This window comes from Halobacteriovorax sp. DPLXC-1 (assembly GCF_036903125.1).
Lineage (GTDB): Bacteria > Bdellovibrionota > Bacteriovoracia > Bacteriovoracales > Bacteriovoracaceae > Halobacteriovorax_A > Halobacteriovorax_A vibrionivorans.
Map to the genome: position 1 here is coordinate 633,337 of NZ_JAYMCO010000001.1, position 19,194 is coordinate 652,530.

Sequence of the window (19,194 nt, forward strand, 5' to 3'; positions counted from 1 at the left end):
GGATGTTGATTATGAGTTACGAAGATAAGAAAATTTTTGTTATTGATGATTTAAATACTTTAAGAGAGACAATTGTTTCCCACTTACGAGAGGAAGGGTTTGGTCGAATCTATCAGGCCATTGATGGCCAAGATGCTCTAAAGAAATTAGAGGAACTTTATGGACGTGATGAGAAAATTGATCTCATCTTCTCAGATATCAATATGCCAAATATGAATGGGATTGAGTTATTAAAAGAGTTGAAAAGCGATGAGCGCTTTGTCGATATCCCCGTTGTTATGCTCAGCTCTGAAAATGAGAAAGAAATCGTTATGGAAGCAGTTATGAGTGGAGCATCTAATTACATCCTTAAGCCTTTCACAAAAATGACATTAAGAAGTAAACTTGGAGAAATTGATAAGCTTCTAGCTTAAACATGGTTAACTTTTACTTAATGTTTCTAAAGATGTCTTTAGGCTAATTGAAAACATAAAGAACAATTGCTAGCTTCCCCTATTATGACTTTAAGAGTTAGGGGGAGTTTCTTATGCATAAGTTAAATCTATTAATATTGGCCATTCTATTTTCATCACTCACTTTTGCTAGTGAGGGAAATGATATTAATGATAACGATACTCAAGTTATTGAAGATGATATCAAGATCGAATTCACTACGGCCTGTGTACTTCAAGGTGTCTTTCAGGAGAATCTACCTATTAGAGTTAAGCTTTCCTCATATTATCGCGAATGGAGTCGTAGAGAGATTGTTGAAAATATCTCACTAGAGGAGTGTGAGCGCATGGCCTTAGAGATTGCCAATTTAGATGATGGAATCTGGGATATTAAGCATCAAGTTACATACAAAACGGTTTCTGCTCGTATCTGGTTTAAGAACTTTAAAACTGGTGAATTTATCGAAGATGAGATTTTTCGCGTTTCACTCCATTAGTATAATTAGTTACTTATGATAAGTGATGAATTGTAAAATCTCAGAACACCCTTTGTAATCTTTCCAACGATTGATTAGCTAAATTCTATTTATGCCATAATTTATTCATATAATATTTAAATAAAGGATATAGATATGAAGAAATTATTAGTGCTACTAGTACTTATGGCCGGGGCATATTCACACGCCACTGACTTAGAAAAGCTAGGTGAAGAAATTTATCAACTTGAACAACAAAATAAATCATTAGATGAATCAATCTTTGAAAGACAAAAGATTCTCGATAAACTCTATGAAAAGAGAACTGTTCAGAGTGAAACAACAGAACTTGATTACGTCTTAAATAAGCTTCAGGATCGCCTCGATTATGGAAATAATACTCTGGAGGAAGAGGTTCGCATCATTGAAACAATGGATACTCTACTTGAGATAAGTATTGAGGAAAGACAAGAAGTTATCGATCGTTTCTTTAAAGAAAATAAAAGAAAGTAATTGGTTTGTCCTCTACTAGGTTTAATCTATTAACTAGTCTAACCCTGTATAGACTTCAGAGTGTCATCTACTTTTTGCTCAATTTGGGAGTTAATGGTAAATATTCTGTTATGAAGTGCATTTTATACTCATTCCTAACGATCTCTATGTCATTATCTTCAATGGCCATCAATATTAAAAAGTTTGATATTGATTACAGAGAAAAGTCGAAGAAATTCGGCGTCCATATGCTATCTGGAAAGAAAGATGGAATTCGCCTTTATCAAGGAACAATCAGTGACGTGATAGAAAGACCTGTAGAAGCTGTCTTGGAGACAGTATTGGCCTTTGATAAGCGCTGTAATAATGAGTATAAGGATAAGCGCCAGATCTCTGATAAGAGTATTGATTGTCCTTATAATAGTGACTCCCTAATAGAGTCAGTCATCGTTAAAAAATTAAAAGTAGCTGATCTCGCAAAGAATGAAGTTAATCGATTCATTGTTAAAAGACGTTCATATAACCATGGAGTCTATACTTACAACGACTTAATCAGGGTCTTTCGCTATTTAGATGGCTATAAGATAACAATGGAGATGCTTGATGATACTACCTCTAAGAAGTATATCTCAACTCCTCTAAATAAGAAAAGTGTGATGAAAACCTCTGGTGGTACCTACTTTATACTTCCTGAAGGGAAGGGAAAAACACGTTATACCTATACTTTTACATGCTCCACTGATCACTGGTTACTCAATAAATCCATAACCGTCTCTAAATTCTTTAGTGATATGGCCCAGAATCTAAGATCAGAATTTAATACATTAAAAAAATGAACACCATAGAACTTTTTCAATGGCCCTTGAAACACCGCATCTAGCATGTTAGATTCCCTGAAAATATGAAAATACGCCTATTTATCAATGACGGTCACAAAGTCATTATTTCAGCTCAGTGAGAGCAATACATCCGTGGCCTGCATTCTAGGCTTGCGTTTAAGGAGTCAAAATTGAATTTTAACGAAATTCCACTTAAGGAATCGCTGCTTCGTGCACTCGAAGAGAGAGGGTTCGAAACTGCTACAGATATCCAGTCTCAAGCAATTCCACTACTAATCGAAAAGAACACTGACTTTGTTGGTCAGGCCCAAACTGGAACTGGTAAAACAGCGGCCTTTTCACTTCCGCTTCTACACTTATTAGATACTAATAGTAAGTCGATTCAAGCAATTATTCTTTCTCCAACGAGAGAGCTTGCAAATCAAATTTGTGATGAAATTAAAAAGTTATCAACACAAGACAATATTAAGACGATGTCTGTATATGGTGGGACATCAATTGATAATCAAATTAGAAACTTAAAAAAGATTAAGCCTCAGATCGTAGTTGGAACACCTGGGCGTGTTCTTGATCTTATTAGAAGACGTGTTCTAAAGCTTTCTGAAGTTAATTATGCTGTTCTTGATGAAGCAGATGAAATGCTAGATATGGGCTTCCTTGATGATGTTAAGGAAATTTTAGCACAAGCGGAAAATAAGAAAACGTGGATGTTCTCAGCAACAATGCCACCGGCAATTCTTGATCTTATTAAGAATTACCTGGATAACCCAGAAATAGTAAGGGTTAAGAAGAAGACTTTATCAAATGATAATATCACTCAGAAGTTCTATCTTGTTCGTGATCAATATATGCGTGAAGCTGTTTGTCGTCTTCTTGATGCTGTTGAAGATTACTACGGGATCATTTTCACTAAGACGAAAATTGAAGCAAGCTCTCTTTGTGATGAGCTAAACCTAAGAGGTTATCTTGCAGACTCTCTTCATGGTGACATGGATCAAAAGCATCGCGATGTGACGATGAAGAAGTTTAAAAATAAGAAAGTAAAACTTCTTGTTTGTACAGATGTTGCTGCTCGTGGAATTGATGTTGATCACTTAACTCACGTATTCAACTTTGGACTACCGCAAGATCTTGAATCTTATGTTCACAGAATTGGTCGTACAGGTCGTGCTGGTCAGAAAGGTTTAGCACTTTCTGTTGTTTCACCAAGTGAAATAAGAAAGATTTCAGCACTTGAGAGACTAACAAAAGCAAAGATTGAAAGAGAGAGAATCCCTTCTGTTGATACTCTTAAAGGTGCGATGGTACGTCGTAAGCTTAATCACTTTGCTGAGATTTTTGAAGAATTAGAGGAAAGTGACGATCTTGATGATTCTTTTGTAACTTTTGCAGAGAACTTCGATCATCTTGAAAAAGAACAAGTTCTAAGAGCAATGTACAAGTCTCTATTTGCGGATAACTTAAAGCGCTTTGAAATGAACCCGACAATCGACCTTGAGCCAAAGGGCCGTGGCGAAAGAGCAAGTGGACCTCGTGGAGAAGTAAGAGCTGATGCTCGTGGTAATATTCGTTGTTTCGTAAATTACGGACGTGAAGACGGTGCTCAGATTAAGTCTTTCTTAGATGCAATCGCAGGTGAGCTAAATATTGATCAAAGAAGAATCCGTAATGTTCAACTTAAGGATAAATTCTCTTTTGTTGATATTCCTTTTGAAACAGGTAAGCTTCTAATTGATGGACAAGAGCAGGTTTTCATTGGAAATAAAAAGCTAAGATTTGAAGCTACTCGTGAGCGTGGTGGAGATCGTGGTGGACGCGGTGGTCGCGGCGGAGATCGTGGCGGACGCGGTGGAAACCGTGGTGGTCGTAGCGGTCGCAGTGGAAGTCGTGGCGGAAATGAAAGCTGGGGCAACAAACGCTCTTCAAACGGTGGAAGTAGAGGAAGTTCTCGTCAAAGCCGTTATTAATTAAATATGAGTAAATATGATGTCATAATTATTGGTGCGGGTGCTGCAGGTTTATTCTGTGGCATCCATGCTGCCAAAAGAGGGCGAAAGGTATTAATTCTTGAAGGTGCAAAAGGCCCTGGAAAGAAGATCTTAGTCTCTGGTGGTGGACGTTGTAATTTTACAAATCTTGATATCACGCCAAATTTCTACGTTTCTCAAAATCCTCATTTTTGTAAATCTGCTTTAAGCCAGTATACGAATTGGGATTTTATTTCTTTTATCTCCGAATTGAATTTAACATATAATGAAAAAACACTTGGCCAATTATTTTGTGACCAAAAGTCACGAGGAATATTGGAAGGACTTTTGAAATCAATTCCTTCAAATTGTGAGTTAAAAGTTAGTAGTCGAGTGAATGAAGTATCTTATGAAGACTGCTATGAAGTTAGTCTTACTAATGGAGATTCTTTTCAAGCAGATAGCCTAGTCGTTGCCACCGGAGGACTTTCATTTCCTGGATTAGGGGCCACTGATATTGGTTATCGTATCGCAAAGCAGTTTGGACACAAAATGGTTGAAACAACACCAGCTCTTGTTCCATTTACTTTAGAGAATGTCTTAAAGAACTTAGCAGGTGTTGCTATTGAATCTGAGGTATGTGTCGGTAATAAGAAATTCCTCGAAAATATCCTATGGACACATAAGGGACTAAGTGGGCCATCGATTTTAAAGGCCTCTCTCTATTGGGAATCTAAGAGTAAAGTAAAGATTAACTTCTTACCTAAGTCTGATATTTACCAAATCCTAAAAGATAAAAATAAGAAGACACTTCTTAATGCTCTAAAAGAAGAACTGCCAATTCGCTTTGTTGAAGAGTGGTTAAAATTATTTAAGCTACCACTTAACCGAAAATGTGCCGAGCTATCAGGTGATCAAAAAGAGCTTTTAGTTAAAGTATTTCATCATTGGGAATTTATCCCTAGCGGTACAGAAGGCTATCGTAAGGCCGAAGTAACACGTGGTGGAGTCGATACAAATCAAGTAAGTTCAAAAACAATGGAGAGTCGACTTCAAAAAAATCTCTTCTTTATAGGAGAAGTTCTTGATGTAACAGGACTTCTTGGTGGATACAATTTCCAGTGGGCCTGGTCTTCTGGCTATGTAGCTGCAAAGTATGTATAATTAATGCATGCAAAATGAATTAATTGATAGAAATAAAAAGGCCGTTGTATTCACTGGTGGTGGAAGTGGGGGACATGTTGTTCCAGCACTAACTCTAATTAGTGAAATAAGAAAATCAAATATCAAAGTAGTCTATTTTGGATCTTACAAAGGGATTGAATCAAACCTGACAAGAGGCAAGGTTGATCGCTATATTGGAGTCTCTACAGGGAAGCTTAGAAGATATATAGATTTTCAAAATCTCACAGATATTTTTCGTTTAATAATAGGTCTATTTCAATCATTCATTCATCTACTTCTACTACGTTCTCGTGCTAGTACTATTGTGTCGATGGGAGGCTTTGTTAGTGTTCCCACTGTCATGGCCGGAAAAGTTCTTGGTTATAAAATAATAGTCCATGAACAAACATCACGTGTTGGTCTTGCAAATAAGATCGCATCGATTTTTGCCTATCGCGTTTTTGTAAGTTTCAAAGATTCCTTAAAATATTTTCCAAAAGATAAGGTTCGATATTCTGGTTATCCAGTTAGAGAAGAGTTTAAAACAACTCAGCTCAATATTCGTACTTTTGAAGGCGTTGAATTAAAAAATCCTGCTCTGCCAATCCTATTTGTTACTGGTGGAGGAAATGGCTCAAAATTACTTAATGATAAAATCAAAGAGAACTTAGACTCATTATGTGAAAAATTCACAGTCATTCATCAAGTTGGTAGTCAGTTTATCGATGAATTCAAGTCTCTTCGTAGTAAAACCTATATACCCTTGGCCTTCTTAGGTGATGAAATGCCAGATCTAATGAAGGCTTCTCGCTACATCATTTCGCGCTCTGGTGCAGGTACAGTTGCCGAGCTTATAGCTCTTGGAAAACCAAGTCTTTTTATTCCATTAAAAATTGCTCAAAAGAATGAACAATATCACAATGCCATGGAAGCACATCGCGTATTAGGCTCCATTGTTATTGAGGAAGATGAATTTAAGAATTGTTCAATCGAAGAAGAGCTCAAAAAGATTCCAAGCTCGAGTGTTCCACAGGACCGTGAACATGCAACTCAAATTATTCTAGATGAAGTCCTACAGTCTAAGTAGGACTCCACGAGATTTTATTGTTTTAATATATTCTGAAAACGGTTTTAGCTTGCGTCGTAAGTTTGATAGGTGAGTATCAATATTTTGGGCGTTGTTATTGCTTTCGGCCCAAACAACTTGCGAGATATGCTCTTTTGGAAAAACTTTACTTGGATTAGAAGCTAATAGCGTAATAATCTTATATTCTGTTGAAGTCAGTTTAACTTCTTTTTCATTGAGATACACTAATTGCTGGTCAAGATCGATATTAAAGCCTTGCTCTTCAAATCTAATTTCATTCTTCTTTTTACGACGGTGACGATTCTTCTTTGCTTCAACTTTATTTTTGATACGAGCAATTAACTCATTGATCGTTACAGGTTTTACAATAAAGTCCTCTGCTCCAATTTGAAGGCCCTTAACACAAGCTTCTTCTGATGGGTCACCTGTTAAGAAAATAACAGGAGTCTTCTTGGCAAGAAGTCGCGCTTTTTCGTAAAGTTCAAAACCATTTAGTTCTGGCATATGAAGGTCAAGAACCATAATGTCAGTTTTGTTAGTGTTTAGAAAAGTAAGTAGTTCGAGCGGTCTTTGAATTAACTGTAGATCAAAATCATCTTCCAAAAGATCTTGATAATTTTCTAAGTTATCAGAGTCATCGTCGACAATAGTTACATGTGGTTTCTTTAATCGGCTTAATCTAGACATAATTCAACTTCTTTAGTTTTCATCAATAACATATTGATTTTATAGGATGAAAGGGGGCGTCGTCAATAATTTGAATATATGTGCAGTGCGTTTCTTGGGAGAAATTTTAAAATTCTCTATGATATTAATTACTTAAAAGGCCTCTAAAAAGGGCCTCTAGAGGCCTCTTAAGTAGTATTTTGAACTTATTTCTTTTCTTTTCTAACTACAGAACGCTTATTTGCAGCAAGTTCTTTCTTTCTGATACGAACATTTTGAGGAGTAATCTCAACCCATTCATCATTATCAATCCAGTCTAGGGCCCACTCAAGAGTTCTAGGTCTTACTGGAGGAAGAATAATATTTTCATCCTTACCTGCTGTACGAACTGATGTAAGTTGCTTACCACGACAGATATTTACGTTAGCGTCGTTTTCTTTCTTGCTCTCACCAATAACCATTCCTTCGTAAACCATATCACCAGGTTCAACAAAGAACTCACCATTGTTGAGTAGGTTAAAGATTGCGTATCCAGTAACCTTACCAGCTCTATCTGAGATGATTGCACCATTTTGACGAGCAAGCATATCACCAGCGTATGGACGGTAACCTAGAAATTCAGTAGAAAGGATTCCTTCACCACGAGTATCTGTCATGAAAGCACCACGGTAACCAATTAGACCACGTGATGGAATTTCAAATTCAATTCTTGTACGACCTTCACCAATTGGCATCATTGAAGACATGATCCCTTTTCTGATTGAAAGCTTCTCTGTTACAACACCTGTGAAATCATCAGGAACATCAAGAACAGCAAGTTCATACGGCTCATGTTTCTCACCATCTATTTCTTGGAAAAGTACTTCTGGTCTTGAAACCATTAGCTCAAATCCTTTACGTCTAAGCTCTTCAAAAACGATAGCGATTTGAAGCTCTCCACGTCCTTTTAGCTTATATACTTTTGCATCGTCAGTTGCTTCATATTTAAGAGCAACATTTAGACGACAAGCATCTTGTAAGAATTCTTCAAGCTTTCTTGAAGTAAGGTATTCACCTTCTTGACCACTCATTGGAGATGTTGAAACGGAAACGTTAACAGCAACTGTTGGTGGTTCAACTTCAATTCTCTCTAGTGGATTTTGATCAGTTGTTGGAGTGATTGTATCTCCAATATGAACTTCTTCAATACCAGCACAGATTACAATCTCACCTGCATGAGCTTCGTTAACCTCTACAGTTTGAAGTCCTGAATAAGTTTGGATATTTGAAACTTTAAAGTTCTTTGATTTGTCAGCACCAATACAAGTAAATTGTTGGTTCTTAACAATCTTTCCTTGGTGAATACGCCCTACGAATTGTTGTCCTAGGAATTTAGAATATGTAAGGTTTGATACAAGAAGTTGCAGTGGAGCTTCGATATCTTGCTTTGGCTCTGGGAAGTAATCCGAAACCATGAAGTCTAGAACAGGAATCATATCTTCGCGAACAACTCCTGGCTCCATTGCTGCCCAACCATTTTTAGCTGATGCATAAATGAATGGAATATCAATATCAAAGTCTTCAACTTCTAGCTCTGTTGCAATCTCAAGTAGTAGGTCTTCACATTCACCTCTAACTTCATCAATTCTTTGATCTGGACGGTCAACCTTATTAATAATAACCGCAACCTTAAGACCACGAGAAAGCGCTTTTCTTAGTACGAAACGAGTTTGTGGAAGAGGACCTTCTGAAGCATCAACGAGAAGAAGTACACCATCAACCATCATAAGAGATCTTTCTACTTCACCACCAAAGTCCGCGTGGCCTGGAGTATCAAGTAGGTTAATCTTTGTATCTTTATAAAAGAAAGAACAGTTTTTTGCAGTGATCGTAATCCCACGCTCTTTTTCAATTTCACCAGAGTCCATAACTCTTTCTACAATCTCAGCTCTTTCTTCAAAAGTGTTTGATTGTTTTAAGATTTCATCAACCATCGTTGTTTTACCGTGGTCAACGTGCGCAACTACTGCGATATTTTTTAATTTCTCAAATTGACTCATTTTGTGCCCTTTCCTGTCTGTCTAATCTACTTTCTAATAATGAATTTATTTGTTACACAATATATATGATTCAGCTTGTAAATGTAACTAAATCTTTTGGTGGCCGAACGCTTTTTGAAGAAGTGACGTTTTCTCTTGGAAGTGGTGAAATAATCGGCCTAGTTGGTAGAAATGGAACAGGTAAATCGACTTTGTTTAAAATCATCACTGGCGTCGAGCCCTATGATAGTGGTGATGTGAAGATACCAAAGTCTTATAAAATCGGTACCTTAGATCAGCATATTCACTTCACTCACAAAAGTGTTGTGGATGAGTGTATGTCTGCTTTAGGCCCAGAGTTTAAATATGAGACTTATCGAGCGGAGAAATTACTTACAGGGCTTGGTTTTTCAGATGAAGATTTTGAAAAAGATCCCCAAAGTTTTTCCGGTGGATACCAGATTCGTATCAATTTAGTGAAAACTTTATTAACTGAACCCAATTGTTTGCTCTTAGATGAGCCTACAAATTACCTCGATATTGTCTCCCTCCAATGGCTAAGGTCATTTCTCAAGTCTTTTAACGGAGAAGTTATTCTCATCACTCACGACCGTTCATTTATGGATTCAGTGACAACACATACGATGGGTGTTCATCGTGGAAAGCTTCGAAAAATAAAAGGTCAAACAAAGAAATATTATGAGCAATTGGAACAAGATGAAATTGTTTACGAGCAAACGCGTATAAATCAAGAAAAGAAGATAAAGCATATGATGGATTACGTGGATAAATACCGCGTAAGTGCAAGGGGTGCTTCTCAGGCCCAGTCTCGACTTAAGGCCATTGAGAAAATGCAGGATATGCAGCAACTTGATAAGATCGCTGATTTAGACTTTTCTTTTAATCATACTCCATGTCCTGGAAAGCAGATTATGAAAGTTAAGAATCTAAGTTTCGGCTACACTGAAGAGAACTTATTTTCAGGTGTGACTTTTGAAGTCGATCGTGAAGATCGTATTGGAATTATTGGAAAAAATGGAAAAGGGAAGTCGACACTATTAAATGTTTTATCCCACGAGCTAAAGGAGCGCACAGGAGAGATTTGGGAGCATCCAAGTCTTGCTCTAGGTCACTTTGGTCAAACTAATGTCCAAAGGCTGCACCCTGACAATTCAATTACTCAAGAGATTCAGGAAGTAAATACTGATCTAAATATCACTAGAGTAAAAGCAATTGCGGGAACAATGCTGTTTACTGGAGAGGATTCTGATAAGAAGATTTCTGTTTTATCAGGGGGAGAAAAGGCCAGAGTAATGCTTGGGAAGATCTTGGCCCAGAAAACGAACCTGCTCTTTTTAGATGAGCCAACAAATCACTTGGATATGGAGAGTATTGACTCTCTAGGTGAAGCTATTAATGAATACGACGGCGCATGTCTGATCGTAACCCATAATGAGGATCTACTTAGGTCATGTGTAAATAAGCTTGTTATTTTTAGACAGGATGGGGCGGAGTTCTTTGAAGGTACATACGATGAATTCTTAGAAAAGATTGGATGGGAGGAAACTCCTCAGACAAAGAAAGAAAAGAAGGCCGTTGAAAAAGAGAAAAAGCCAGAAAAAACACAAGAGACTTCTAGCGGAAATAAGTATCGCGAGGAAGAAGTTATGGCCCAGATTGAAACTCTAGAGAAGTATCAATCTGTGTTAGAAGAAAAGATCCAAAATGCTTCAGCAGCAGGTGATACCGATGCAATAACTAGCGCGGGCCATGAGCTCGAGCTAGTTAATGCAAAAATAGATGAATTATTAGAATTATTGTAATTATTGTTGTGTTGATTCAGTGCTTTGAGAATTATCCTTCTCAGTCACAACTGCTTTATCTGCTATAGCATTAGCACATTCTGTGGCATCACTCTCATCACATGAACAATATGCTAGTATTTTTGCTTTAATATCGTATTGCTTTTTCTCTTTTGAATAAGATTCACAAGTTACTTTCTTTAAGCAAACACCCTTATTTGCACATTGAGCATTCTTTCCTTCAAAAAGATTCTTTGTATCAGTGAAGTTACAATTATAGTAGATAAGATCTTCAGGAAGAGGCTCTTCCTCTTGCTCATCAAGTACGAATTCTTCTTTTCCGTCATCATCACGAGGAATTGGAATTGATTTATCACCTCTAGGTGGTGGGATCGCCTTTATCGCAGGTGTGACAACTTCCTGCGCTTCTTGAACTTCTTCTACTTCAGGAGCAACTTCTACAACTTCTTTTTCTTCTTCAAAGATTTTTGATAAACGCGATCTAAGAGCGTTACAACTAAACTCTCTCTTATCAGTCTTTTGAGCATCACAGAAACAATTTACGTTATCAATAATGCGCTCAAATGTTCCTTTATTGTTATTATAGCGTTCTCTAAGTGCTTCTTTGAAATTTGGTATCTTTGACGAAGCCTCTAAACATTGTGCTGTTGCATACTTATATGAGCCTCTGACCTTTATACATATACCTGCGGCAGAGTTTCTTTTCGAATCACTTGTATCAACCATTTGTACCGGATCTAAGCTAGAGTCATATGGACCGAAGATCTTTGGGTTACAACGAAAACGGTTCTTACCACCACAGCTGTAGTCTCTTGAATATACTTCATTATCAACAGCTTTCACTTTTGCATCATTCTTTGTTTTCCAAGGAGCCTGGCAGTAGCCTCCTTTTCTCGTTGATGCCCAACCTCCAAAGTAGCACATATTATCGCAACTACTCTCATGAGCACAAAGTTTAGGAGCTAACATATCTAAGAACAATGATGAATACATTGAACCAGTAGTACTTTCTTGTTTGTATAACCCGTTCTTTGATATATCAGATAAGGTTTGTAGATAAGCTTCTATAATGTCAGACGTGTATTCTTCTTGTGACAACATTTTCAAGGCGTGTTGTTGGATAAAGCCTTTATCAACCTTGATTTCAGTGTTTGAAACCGGATAACTAATTTGAACACCAATTTTTGGTTTTTTCAAAAATGGTTTTACCTTAATCATTTTCTTTGATTTAGTTTGTATTAAGTAATGGTCCTTAGTTACGTTTATAAGCTTACCTGTGTTGTAAACCTTAGGTACAGTTAGGGCCAATGTTGTATTGATAAATAACAGAGATGCGATTAACCATTTCATCATTACACCTCCGTTCCTAATTCAACAATTGTACATTTATTCATAATTGTATCTTCATTAATTGATTGAACATTACATTTGTTATTATCAACTGGTTTTTCATCATCAAATTGACAAGTAACTTGGTATGTTTTGTTTTGGCATGTATAAGTTTGTGCACAAACTCTAGACTCACTATTGTCATTTAAGCATTGACCAGCTTGGTTTTGTGAGAATGAAATCATTTGAAAGTCTTCGAAGTCTATTTGATCTGTTGCATTTGTACAAATCTCATCACGACATCGAGAATATAGCCTAGCAATTGGTGTGAAGCCATCTGCTTCGTTATACGTATAGTTTTGATTAATTGGATAACAATTCGACTTACCAACTTTTTCAAGTTCATCATCAGTTAATCTGACTTTTTTAGGATTACAGCTCTTTGATTTTGTAAGAATGCTTTTATCTCTTTGATAACAGAAATAAAGCCTTCCTTCTGGTTGAGGAGCTTTACCAGATGATGTCTCTACACTTATCTCGTTAGCCTTTTGAGGATCATTAGTTGCAACATCTACGATTCTTTGTGCACTTTGATTATCAATACAACGCACATCAAAGTCTTCACCTTTCATGAGCCTTAGTGTCGTTTTTTGATTATCGTAACAATAATAATCCATATTCTGATCTTCATACTCTTTGATTTCTTGGTGTAGATTTAATACGTAGTCTCTACTTTTGATAGACTCTATTTTTTGCTCAATTTGTGCGAGTCTCGATCTTTGTTCTTGAGTAGCATTACCACTTTCAATAAGAGCCGCTAGTTGATTTTGTTCTTCAATATAAGGACTTACTACTTGAATGATTCTATTTTGTAAGAGCTTTCTTAAGTGAAGATAATAGTTTCTTTGATATGCAGTTGATTCAAGAACATTAATTTGACTACCGTGTACATTCTCTTTTCTATATGAATGTCCATCAACAATTTGTTGAATGAAGTCAGTACTGCTATTTGCACTTGTTACTTGGGAAATTAATATACAACTAAGTACGCTAATCTTTGAGATGACGTTAGCAAACCTCAGTCGATTTCTTGAATTTTGTCTCTTCACAATTAGTTCCTTCTCTCTAATACTCCCTTGGCTTATCGGAAGGAGTTAGACAGAACTTGAGAGGAGTTGTCGGAATGTAAGTTTTTAATATTATTGGCTTATTGCCGTTTCTCTGGCCTTCTCACCGCTGTATTGTTGGGGTGATTTTTTGAGGTTTTCTCTTGTTTCGTTTACAACACGATCTCTTGACTTTAATTTAACTTCAGCTGCTCCAAACCATGGGTCATCATGAGATATGGCATCCTCATTTCCTTCTAAGATTTCAACAACTGGAATAATATCGAAAGAGCCGCGCTCTTTTTGTTTTACAGAAAGACGTAGAACCTGGGCACCATGGCCACTTTTAGCACTTGATTTGTCGATTTTTAAAATATACTTACTATCTTCTTCATAGGTCTTATATTTTTTTCGAGGGCATCCTCCAAGCTTGTAAGATGTCACAATATCGTAAGCACAGCCGTCACTGATATAGTATCGTAGTTTGTATTTAACAGTGATCTCATTTGGTGAATCTGCATCGATAATAATGTCTTTTTTAGGAAAGAAGCTTCTCCCGAGGTCGATAGTCATTGCTGAGACGCTCGTTGAAAACATAGAAAAATATAATCCTATAATAAATAATATCCTTAATCTATTCATCCTTTCCACCCATGAAAGTATTAGTACGACTAATTTATCGGATATTATTTGATTTTATTAAATTTAAGAGGAACAGAGTTGGCCATATCCCTTACAAAAACCTCGTCTAGCTCTTTATTAAGCTGCTCATCAAGGCAAAGGATTGTATTTTCATAAGAGTGGTCTGTGGCATTATGTTGAAAGTTATAGCTTCCAATACTTGATAAAATGCGATCAAAATAGAATACTTTTGAATGAAGAAAGCTTAAATGAAGCCATACGTTCGTTGTATCATATTTTGCGTAGTCATTAATTAGATTATTAAAGTGTGCAACTCCAAAATAGTCATTCCACTTATCAATACTTTTGACTTTCTTTTTTATTTTCTTATTTCGTTTTTTTTCAGATAAATCATAATCTTCTAATAACTTTCTTATTTCTTGATTTTTGAAGTCGATGATCTCATTACCAGTCATATCTGTTCCTGTTGTAATGAAGTCAACTGGTAGCCCTCTCTCTTGTAGGGCCTTAATTTTAAAATGGAGTTTGTTAAACATTTTAAATGAATCGAGCTTCTCAATAAATGGAGCATCCTTAAGAACAGAAGGGTAGTATGTGTCTGTTCGAATTGGGTCCATAATACCTAGGTAGTTCTTTGTATTATCCAGTGCCAGGAGATAAGCCTCTCCAATATTTCTTTGATTCTCATATGGTGATTGTTGAATGAAGCGACATACTCCTTTCATTCTTCTATCTGAATCATTAAGAATTTCTCTGTAATACTCTTGGCCACGTTTTTGAAGTAATCTTTCTTCATCTCTTTTCGCTTCATACATACTAAGCTTTTGAGAGAGATTGTGAATATCTTTTCCTGTGTACCTTACAATACGCCTTTTGTGGTCTCTAATTGGGCGTGTTTTCTTCTTTTTAAAATATTGCCAGTCTTTTAAAAAGCCAATAGCAATATCAGTAACCATCGGTCCCTCTATGAGAATATCGATATCTTTGTTTTTAAAGTCTGTTCCCATTGAGAGATTATCTGCATTGAGTTGATTTTGTCCTCCAACTATTGCGATCTCTCCATCTATAATCAATTTCTTGTGGTGATAAACTGTTCTTCCCTCATGGCGCCAAAAATCATTTGCTCTGATGAATTGTACTCCGGCTTTTTTAAGTCTCTTTGGGCATTCACTATGACCAAGGAGCTTAGACATCATACTGTCATCCATTGCATAAACTTCAACGCCTCTGTTCTTTGCTTTAATAAGTTCGCTAACAAGAACCTTTACAGATGAATCACAGACAAAGCTTAACGATGACATAAGGATCTCATCTTTAGCATTTTTGATTAGACTTAATTTTCTCTGATATGAATTTGTATTTTCTAGAACTTCTATCTGATTTCCAAAGCTCAATTCAGACTTTGAAACTTTATCCATTTTCTTGTTAAAGCTTTCAGTGAAAAATCTATGATTTAAGTTCTTATAATCAATTTGGTGATAGTTCTTTGAGAACTTCGATAAATTATCTAGTTTTTCAAGTAATGGTGGATGGTTTAAGAATCCCCATTCTCTAAGAGGTCTAGTATCTGTTAAATGGAATCTTTCTTCTTTTGAAAAATCAAATTGAGAATAATAGTTGATTTTCGCCTCATTAAAAGTTTGGCCATTATAGAATTCAATATATTTATCAATATCTATTTTAAAATCAGTTTGAAGTTTATACCAATTTAGTTCATACCATTGTGAGTTTTGTAGACGTCCGTAAGAGTCTTTTTCGTATATGTAATTATCTCTTTCACTAGAAGAAAGATCGATAACATAAGGAGTATCGCCAAAAGGGATCTGGGCCATTACTGACGAAGCTAAGCTTAATAGAATGAGACTCTTTTTAAACATAGATATAGTTTAAGTGTGTCTCATGGTTTTTTATTGAATCTTGAAAATTCTACTAGGCCGTCTATTGTGAAGACAGATGTAATTTAAAGTAGTTGTGGACTTTCGACATATTTTTTAATGCCTGCAATAATTCGACTAGCATAAACTCCATCAATAATTCGGTGATCTAGAGTTACACCAACGCTAAGTGTTTTCTGTATGATGACCTTGTCATCTTCTACAATAGGCTCATCTTTAACTTTAAATAAGCTCAGAACTATTGGTACATGAGATATCGTTGGGATAGGAGCAAATGCAAACTCGGCACCAAAATTTCCGACACTTGTAATCATACATGAGCCAAACGGGTCATTCTTTACACCAAATAGCGGTGAGTAGAAATTGAATCGATACATTGCAAGATCAAGTAAATAGAGAAGGGGACGAGTTAAGAAATTAGGAATGAGAGAGACAATCTTTTTTACTTTTTTAAAAGACTTATCTTTATTGTCTCTAATATTTTGAGCACTTTCCATGAGCTCTTTTCTTATTTCAAATACTGACTTCTTGTCGGCATCTCGAATAATCGCTCCAGAAAGATCATGTCCTTTGTGATCGACAGATACTTGTAAGAAGATATCGACACTTTCTCGTTGGTAGAGATTTGCACCTCTTACGATTCGATTTATCTCAGGATTTTCATGAAACACTTGTGCGATGACTTTTGTAAATAAGTGAGTTGGTGTAACTCCATTTTCTTTTGCAAAGCTTTCAAAGTTTTTGGCATTAAACTTAAGAAGTCCATAAGTCGATGGGTCAACAGGCATTTTCCAAGTATTGATGGAAACTTTTCTCCACGAAGACAGGCGCTTTACCTTCTTAAGCTTAATATGTTTCATAGGCGGGAATTGCCCTTTTGATCACCAATATATTTAAAGCGTGGTGTCTCAACACCATCGATGACAACAGTTTCTAAAAACATCTCTTTTGGTCTAACCCAAAGTTTTCCAAGATCGTTTTCATAAAGACATTCATAGTAAACTAATTCTTCAAGTGTTTCAGAATGTCTCACTGTATCGTGTACGATATAATTCATTCCTTTGTAGTGTTGGTATAGTCCACCCTTAACAATGTCTTTCATTAATCTTTCCTCACTTTACGATAAAATTTAATGGCCATCATAAGAATCACTGCAAGACTTACTATCGCTCCAATTCCATAAAAGATTCCTTGTAGTGTTTTTAATACTGCAAGAAAGACAATGGCAAAGAGGAAGAGAGTGGCCACTTCATTCCAGATACGAAGAAAAGAACTAGAATGCTTAAAAATATTATTTTGTAGCTCTTTATAAATACGATGACACTTAAATTGATAGACTAAAAGTAAGAGTACAAGAGTCAGTTTTAAGTGAAGCCAGTAGTATCCTGTTAATGGCCAATAAGTCGTATAAACTAATGCTAAACCAAAAATAATTGTAAATATACACGCAGGCCAAGTAATTCCATACCATAGCCTACGTGACATAATTTTAAATTGTGCACTTAAAATATCGCGTTCAGTTTGTGACTTGTCTTGTGCCTCAGTATGATAAATAAAGAGGCGAACAATATAAAAAAGTCCTGCAAACCAACAAACAATACTAATTAAATGGAAAGCTTTTAGATACTCGTAAGTCATTACTTTCCAAATGTTGGAGCACCTGAGATATTTTCTTCATAGAAATTCCCAAATGTACTCATTTGCTTATGAAAGCTATCAGCAAGTTCTTGAGCTTTCTTTGTATAAGCTTCTTGATCTTCCCAAGACTTCTGTGGATTTAGAATCGTGCTTGGAATTTCTCCAACCATCTTTGGAATATGTAGACCAAAGATTGGATCTTGCTCTGTTTCTACTTTATCAAGATTATTTGCTTGAATATTTCTAATAATCTGTCTTGTGATATTAAGTGGGAAACGTTGTCCAGTACCGTATGCACCACCAGTCCAACCAGTGTTAACCATCCAAACGTTAAATCCTAATTTATCAATATATTCACCTAGAAGTTTTGCGTACTCACTTGGGTGGCGAAGCATGAAAGGTGCACCAAAGCATGATGAGAAAGTAGCTGTTGGCTCTTTTACACCGATTTCTGTACCTGCTAGCTTTGCAGTGTAACCTAGTACAAAGTAGAACATTGCTTGTTCTTTTGTAAGCTTTGCCACTGGCGGAAGAACACCAAATGCATCAGCAGATAGGAAGAATACATGCTTAGGAATATCTCCACGTGAAGATGTTTCTAATTCTTCGATGAATTCTAGAGGATATGATGCACGTCCATTCTCTGAAAGAGTCTTGTCATAAAAATCAACAAGTCCTGTATTCTCATCAAGAATAACGTTTTCAAGTAATGAACCAAAACGATTAGAAGCTTTATAGATTTCAGGTTCACCTTCTTTAGAAAGCTTATATGTTTTTGCGTAACAACCACCTTCAAAGTTGAATGTACCTGCTTCACTAATTCCGTGTTCATCATCACCGATTAGGAATGTTCCTTCATCAGTTGAAAGAGTTGTTTTCCCTGTTCCAGATAGACCAAAGAATACTGAAACTTCACCATTTTCAAGACGTGAAGCACCTGAGTGAGTCGGCATAATATTTGATTCTGGCAGAAGGTAGTTCATGGCCGCAAACATACTCTTTTTGATTTCACCTGCATAAAGAGTACCTGCAATAATTGTTAGTTTTGATTTTAAGCAAGTAACAACAGCAGTTTCAGAACGAAGACCAAACTCATTTGGGTCTAGTTGTAATTCTGGTGCGTGAAGAATTGTAAAATCATTTTCATTAAAGTCTCTAACCTTATCTCTAAATAAGTGAGTTGAGAAAAGTGCATGATTTGGATTTGTTGTCACAAGTCTTGCTCCAAGATTGTGTACTTCATCAGCTCCAACACTTCTTTCTGTAATAAATAGGTCACGATCTTGATTTAGGTAGTTGATGATATGACTCTTTAGCTTAGCAAAAGTATCAGGTGTCATTTCTTTGAAGTTATTTTCCCACCAAATAGTGTTTTCTGTAACTTCATCGCGAACGATATAGCGGTCATTAGCGCTTCGTCCCGTATGCTTTCCTGTCTCGACAACAAGTGCTCCATCTTTAGTAAGTTTTCCAATGCCACGAGCAACTGTTTCTTGGATTAAAAAACTACGTGGTGAGTCCACAAATATTCTATTGTTTGGGCGCTCCATGTTAATTCCCATGTCTGCATAAAATTGAGTCATACATCATCTCCTGTTCGTAATATTGCGCACATGTTGTT

At 36.2% G+C, this 19,194-nt stretch carries 18 protein-coding genes; 8 read left to right on the forward strand and 10 right to left on the reverse strand.

Going from position 1 to position 19,194, the window contains the following annotated elements; genetic code table 11:
- Positions 1–11 precede the first annotated feature (11 nt).
- From VCM44_RS03085 to VCM44_RS03115, 7 genes are all read left to right on the forward strand, one after another.
- Positions 12–413 carry a response regulator gene (locus VCM44_RS03085; RefSeq protein ID WP_158536756.1) on the forward strand — a complete coding sequence of 134 codons (402 nt, stop codon included), beginning with the start codon at positions 12–14 and terminating at the stop codon, positions 411–413.
- Positions 414–526: 113 nt separating this feature from the next.
- A complete protein-coding gene (locus tag VCM44_RS03090; RefSeq protein WP_334677984.1) occupies positions 527–928 on the forward strand; it encodes a hypothetical protein in 402 nt (133 codons plus the stop codon).
- 135 nt (positions 929–1,063) lie between these two features.
- A complete protein-coding gene (locus tag VCM44_RS03095) occupies positions 1,064–1,420 on the forward strand; it encodes a hypothetical protein (protein WP_120405421.1) in 357 nt (118 codons plus the stop codon).
- 110 nt (positions 1,421–1,530) lie between these two features.
- Positions 1,531–2,235 (forward strand): hypothetical protein, encoded by a 705-nt coding sequence (locus VCM44_RS03100; RefSeq protein WP_120405420.1) that lies wholly within the window; start codon positions 1,531–1,533, stop codon positions 2,233–2,235.
- A gap of 173 nt (positions 2,236–2,408) precedes the next feature.
- Positions 2,409–4,205, forward strand: coding sequence for a DEAD/DEAH box helicase (locus VCM44_RS03105; RefSeq protein WP_334677985.1), 1,797 nt, complete (start codon positions 2,409–2,411; stop codon positions 4,203–4,205).
- Positions 4,206–4,211: 6 nt separating this feature from the next.
- Positions 4,212–5,369 carry an NAD(P)/FAD-dependent oxidoreductase gene (locus VCM44_RS03110; RefSeq protein ID WP_334677986.1) on the forward strand — a complete coding sequence of 386 codons (1,158 nt, stop codon included), beginning with the start codon at positions 4,212–4,214 and terminating at the stop codon, positions 5,367–5,369.
- A 7-nt stretch (positions 5,370–5,376) separates the two neighbouring features.
- Entirely contained in the window at positions 5,377–6,456 is a 1,080-nt protein-coding gene (locus VCM44_RS03115) for a UDP-N-acetylglucosamine--N-acetylmuramyl-(pentapeptide) pyrophosphoryl-undecaprenol N-acetylglucosamine transferase (protein WP_334677987.1), read from the forward strand.
- On the opposite strand, the gene VCM44_RS03120 is transcribed toward VCM44_RS03115, so the two are convergent.
- Both VCM44_RS03120 and typA read right to left on the reverse strand, forming a co-directional pair.
- The gene (locus tag VCM44_RS03120; RefSeq protein ID WP_120405416.1) at positions 6,442–7,143 is read right to left on the reverse strand and encodes a response regulator transcription factor; all 702 of its coding nucleotides are present in this window, start codon (positions 7,141–7,143) and stop codon (positions 6,442–6,444) included. The two genes, VCM44_RS03115 and VCM44_RS03120, sit on opposite strands and share 15 nt — an antisense overlap.
- Positions 7,144–7,328: 185 nt before the next feature.
- Complete coding sequence (gene typA / locus VCM44_RS03125; RefSeq protein WP_114705649.1) at positions 7,329–9,161, reverse strand: translational GTPase TypA; 1,833 nt, start codon at positions 9,159–9,161, stop codon at positions 7,329–7,331.
- A 65-nt stretch (positions 9,162–9,226) separates the two neighbouring features.
- On the opposite strand from typA, the gene VCM44_RS03130 reads away from it, so the two are divergent.
- Entirely contained in the window at positions 9,227–10,963 is a 1,737-nt protein-coding gene (locus VCM44_RS03130) for an ABC-F family ATP-binding cassette domain-containing protein (RefSeq protein ID WP_334677988.1), read from the forward strand.
- Here the strand turns inward: VCM44_RS03130 and VCM44_RS03135 are convergent, their stop codons facing one another.
- From VCM44_RS03135 to VCM44_RS03170, 8 genes are all read right to left on the reverse strand, one after another.
- Entirely contained in the window at positions 10,964–12,316 is a 1,353-nt protein-coding gene (locus tag VCM44_RS03135; RefSeq protein ID WP_334677989.1) for a hypothetical protein, read from the reverse strand.
- A complete protein-coding gene (locus VCM44_RS03140; protein ID WP_334677990.1) occupies positions 12,316–13,401 on the reverse strand; it encodes a hypothetical protein in 1,086 nt (361 codons plus the stop codon). The genes VCM44_RS03135 and VCM44_RS03140 overlap by 1 nt, the downstream gene beginning before the upstream one ends.
- A gap of 90 nt (positions 13,402–13,491) precedes the next feature.
- Positions 13,492–13,995 (reverse strand): hypothetical protein, encoded by a 504-nt coding sequence (locus VCM44_RS03145; protein WP_334677991.1) that lies wholly within the window; start codon positions 13,993–13,995, stop codon positions 13,492–13,494.
- Positions 13,996–14,084: 89 nt separating this feature from the next.
- Positions 14,085–15,917 carry a phospholipase D-like domain-containing protein gene (locus tag VCM44_RS03150; protein ID WP_334677992.1) on the reverse strand — a complete coding sequence of 611 codons (1,833 nt, stop codon included), beginning with the start codon at positions 15,915–15,917 and terminating at the stop codon, positions 14,085–14,087.
- A gap of 83 nt (positions 15,918–16,000) precedes the next feature.
- Positions 16,001–16,795, reverse strand: a complete 795-nt coding sequence (locus VCM44_RS03155) for a 2-oxo acid dehydrogenase subunit E2 (RefSeq protein ID WP_334677993.1) — start codon at positions 16,793–16,795, stop codon at positions 16,001–16,003.
- Entirely contained in the window at positions 16,792–17,037 is a 246-nt protein-coding gene (locus VCM44_RS03160) for a DUF1653 domain-containing protein (RefSeq protein ID WP_334677994.1), read from the reverse strand. Before VCM44_RS03160 ends, VCM44_RS03155 begins: the two co-directional genes overlap by 4 nt.
- Positions 17,037–17,573, reverse strand: a complete 537-nt coding sequence (locus tag VCM44_RS03165) for a CopD family protein (protein WP_334677995.1) — start codon at positions 17,571–17,573, stop codon at positions 17,037–17,039. Before VCM44_RS03165 ends, VCM44_RS03160 begins: the two co-directional genes overlap by 1 nt.
- Positions 17,573–19,156: a phosphoenolpyruvate carboxykinase (ATP) gene (locus tag VCM44_RS03170; protein WP_114705640.1), complete on the reverse strand. Its 1,584-nt coding sequence runs from the start codon at positions 19,154–19,156 to the stop codon at positions 17,573–17,575. The genes VCM44_RS03165 and VCM44_RS03170 overlap by 1 nt, the downstream gene beginning before the upstream one ends.
- Positions 19,157–19,194: the final 38 nt, after the last annotated feature.

What these genes read in the sequence shown, in the direction of transcription:
- VCM44_RS03135 (WP_334677989.1), bottom strand. Translation starts at nt 12,316, where the DNA reads ATGATGAAATGGTTAATCGCATCTCTGTTATTTATCAATACAACATTG.
- VCM44_RS03145 (WP_334677991.1), bottom strand. Translation starts at nt 13,995, where the DNA reads ATGTTTTCAACGAGCGTCTCAGCAATGACTATCGACCTCGGGAGAAGC.
- VCM44_RS03150 (WP_334677992.1), bottom strand. Translation starts at nt 15,917, where the DNA reads ATGTTTAAAAAGAGTCTCATTCTATTAAGCTTAGCTTCGTCAGTAATG.
- VCM44_RS03155 (WP_334677993.1), bottom strand. Translation starts at nt 16,795, where the DNA reads ATGAAACATATTAAGCTTAAGAAGGTAAAGCGCCTGTCTTCGTGGAGA.
- VCM44_RS03110 (WP_334677986.1), top strand. Translation starts at nt 4,212, where the DNA reads ATGAGTAAATATGATGTCATAATTATTGGTGCGGGTGCTGCAGGTTTA.
- VCM44_RS03095 (WP_120405421.1), top strand. Translation starts at nt 1,064, where the DNA reads ATGAAGAAATTATTAGTGCTACTAGTACTTATGGCCGGGGCATATTCA.
- VCM44_RS03130 (WP_334677988.1), top strand. Translation starts at nt 9,227, where the DNA reads ATGATTCAGCTTGTAAATGTAACTAAATCTTTTGGTGGCCGAACGCTT.
- VCM44_RS03120 (WP_120405416.1), bottom strand. Translation starts at nt 7,143, where the DNA reads ATGTCTAGATTAAGCCGATTAAAGAAACCACATGTAACTATTGTCGAC.
- typA (WP_114705649.1), bottom strand. Translation starts at nt 9,161, where the DNA reads ATGAGTCAATTTGAGAAATTAAAAAATATCGCAGTAGTTGCGCACGTT.
- VCM44_RS03165 (WP_334677995.1), bottom strand. Translation starts at nt 17,573, where the DNA reads ATGACTTACGAGTATCTAAAAGCTTTCCATTTAATTAGTATTGTTTGT.
- VCM44_RS03085 (WP_158536756.1), top strand. Translation starts at nt 12, where the DNA reads ATGAGTTACGAAGATAAGAAAATTTTTGTTATTGATGATTTAAATACT.
- VCM44_RS03115 (WP_334677987.1), top strand. Translation starts at nt 5,377, where the DNA reads ATGCAAAATGAATTAATTGATAGAAATAAAAAGGCCGTTGTATTCACT.
- VCM44_RS03100 (WP_120405420.1), top strand. Translation starts at nt 1,531, where the DNA reads ATGAAGTGCATTTTATACTCATTCCTAACGATCTCTATGTCATTATCT.
- VCM44_RS03170 (WP_114705640.1), bottom strand. Translation starts at nt 19,156, where the DNA reads ATGACTCAATTTTATGCAGACATGGGAATTAACATGGAGCGCCCAAAC.
- VCM44_RS03160 (WP_334677994.1), bottom strand. Translation starts at nt 17,037, where the DNA reads ATGAAAGACATTGTTAAGGGTGGACTATACCAACACTACAAAGGAATG.
- VCM44_RS03090 (WP_334677984.1), top strand. Translation starts at nt 527, where the DNA reads ATGCATAAGTTAAATCTATTAATATTGGCCATTCTATTTTCATCACTC.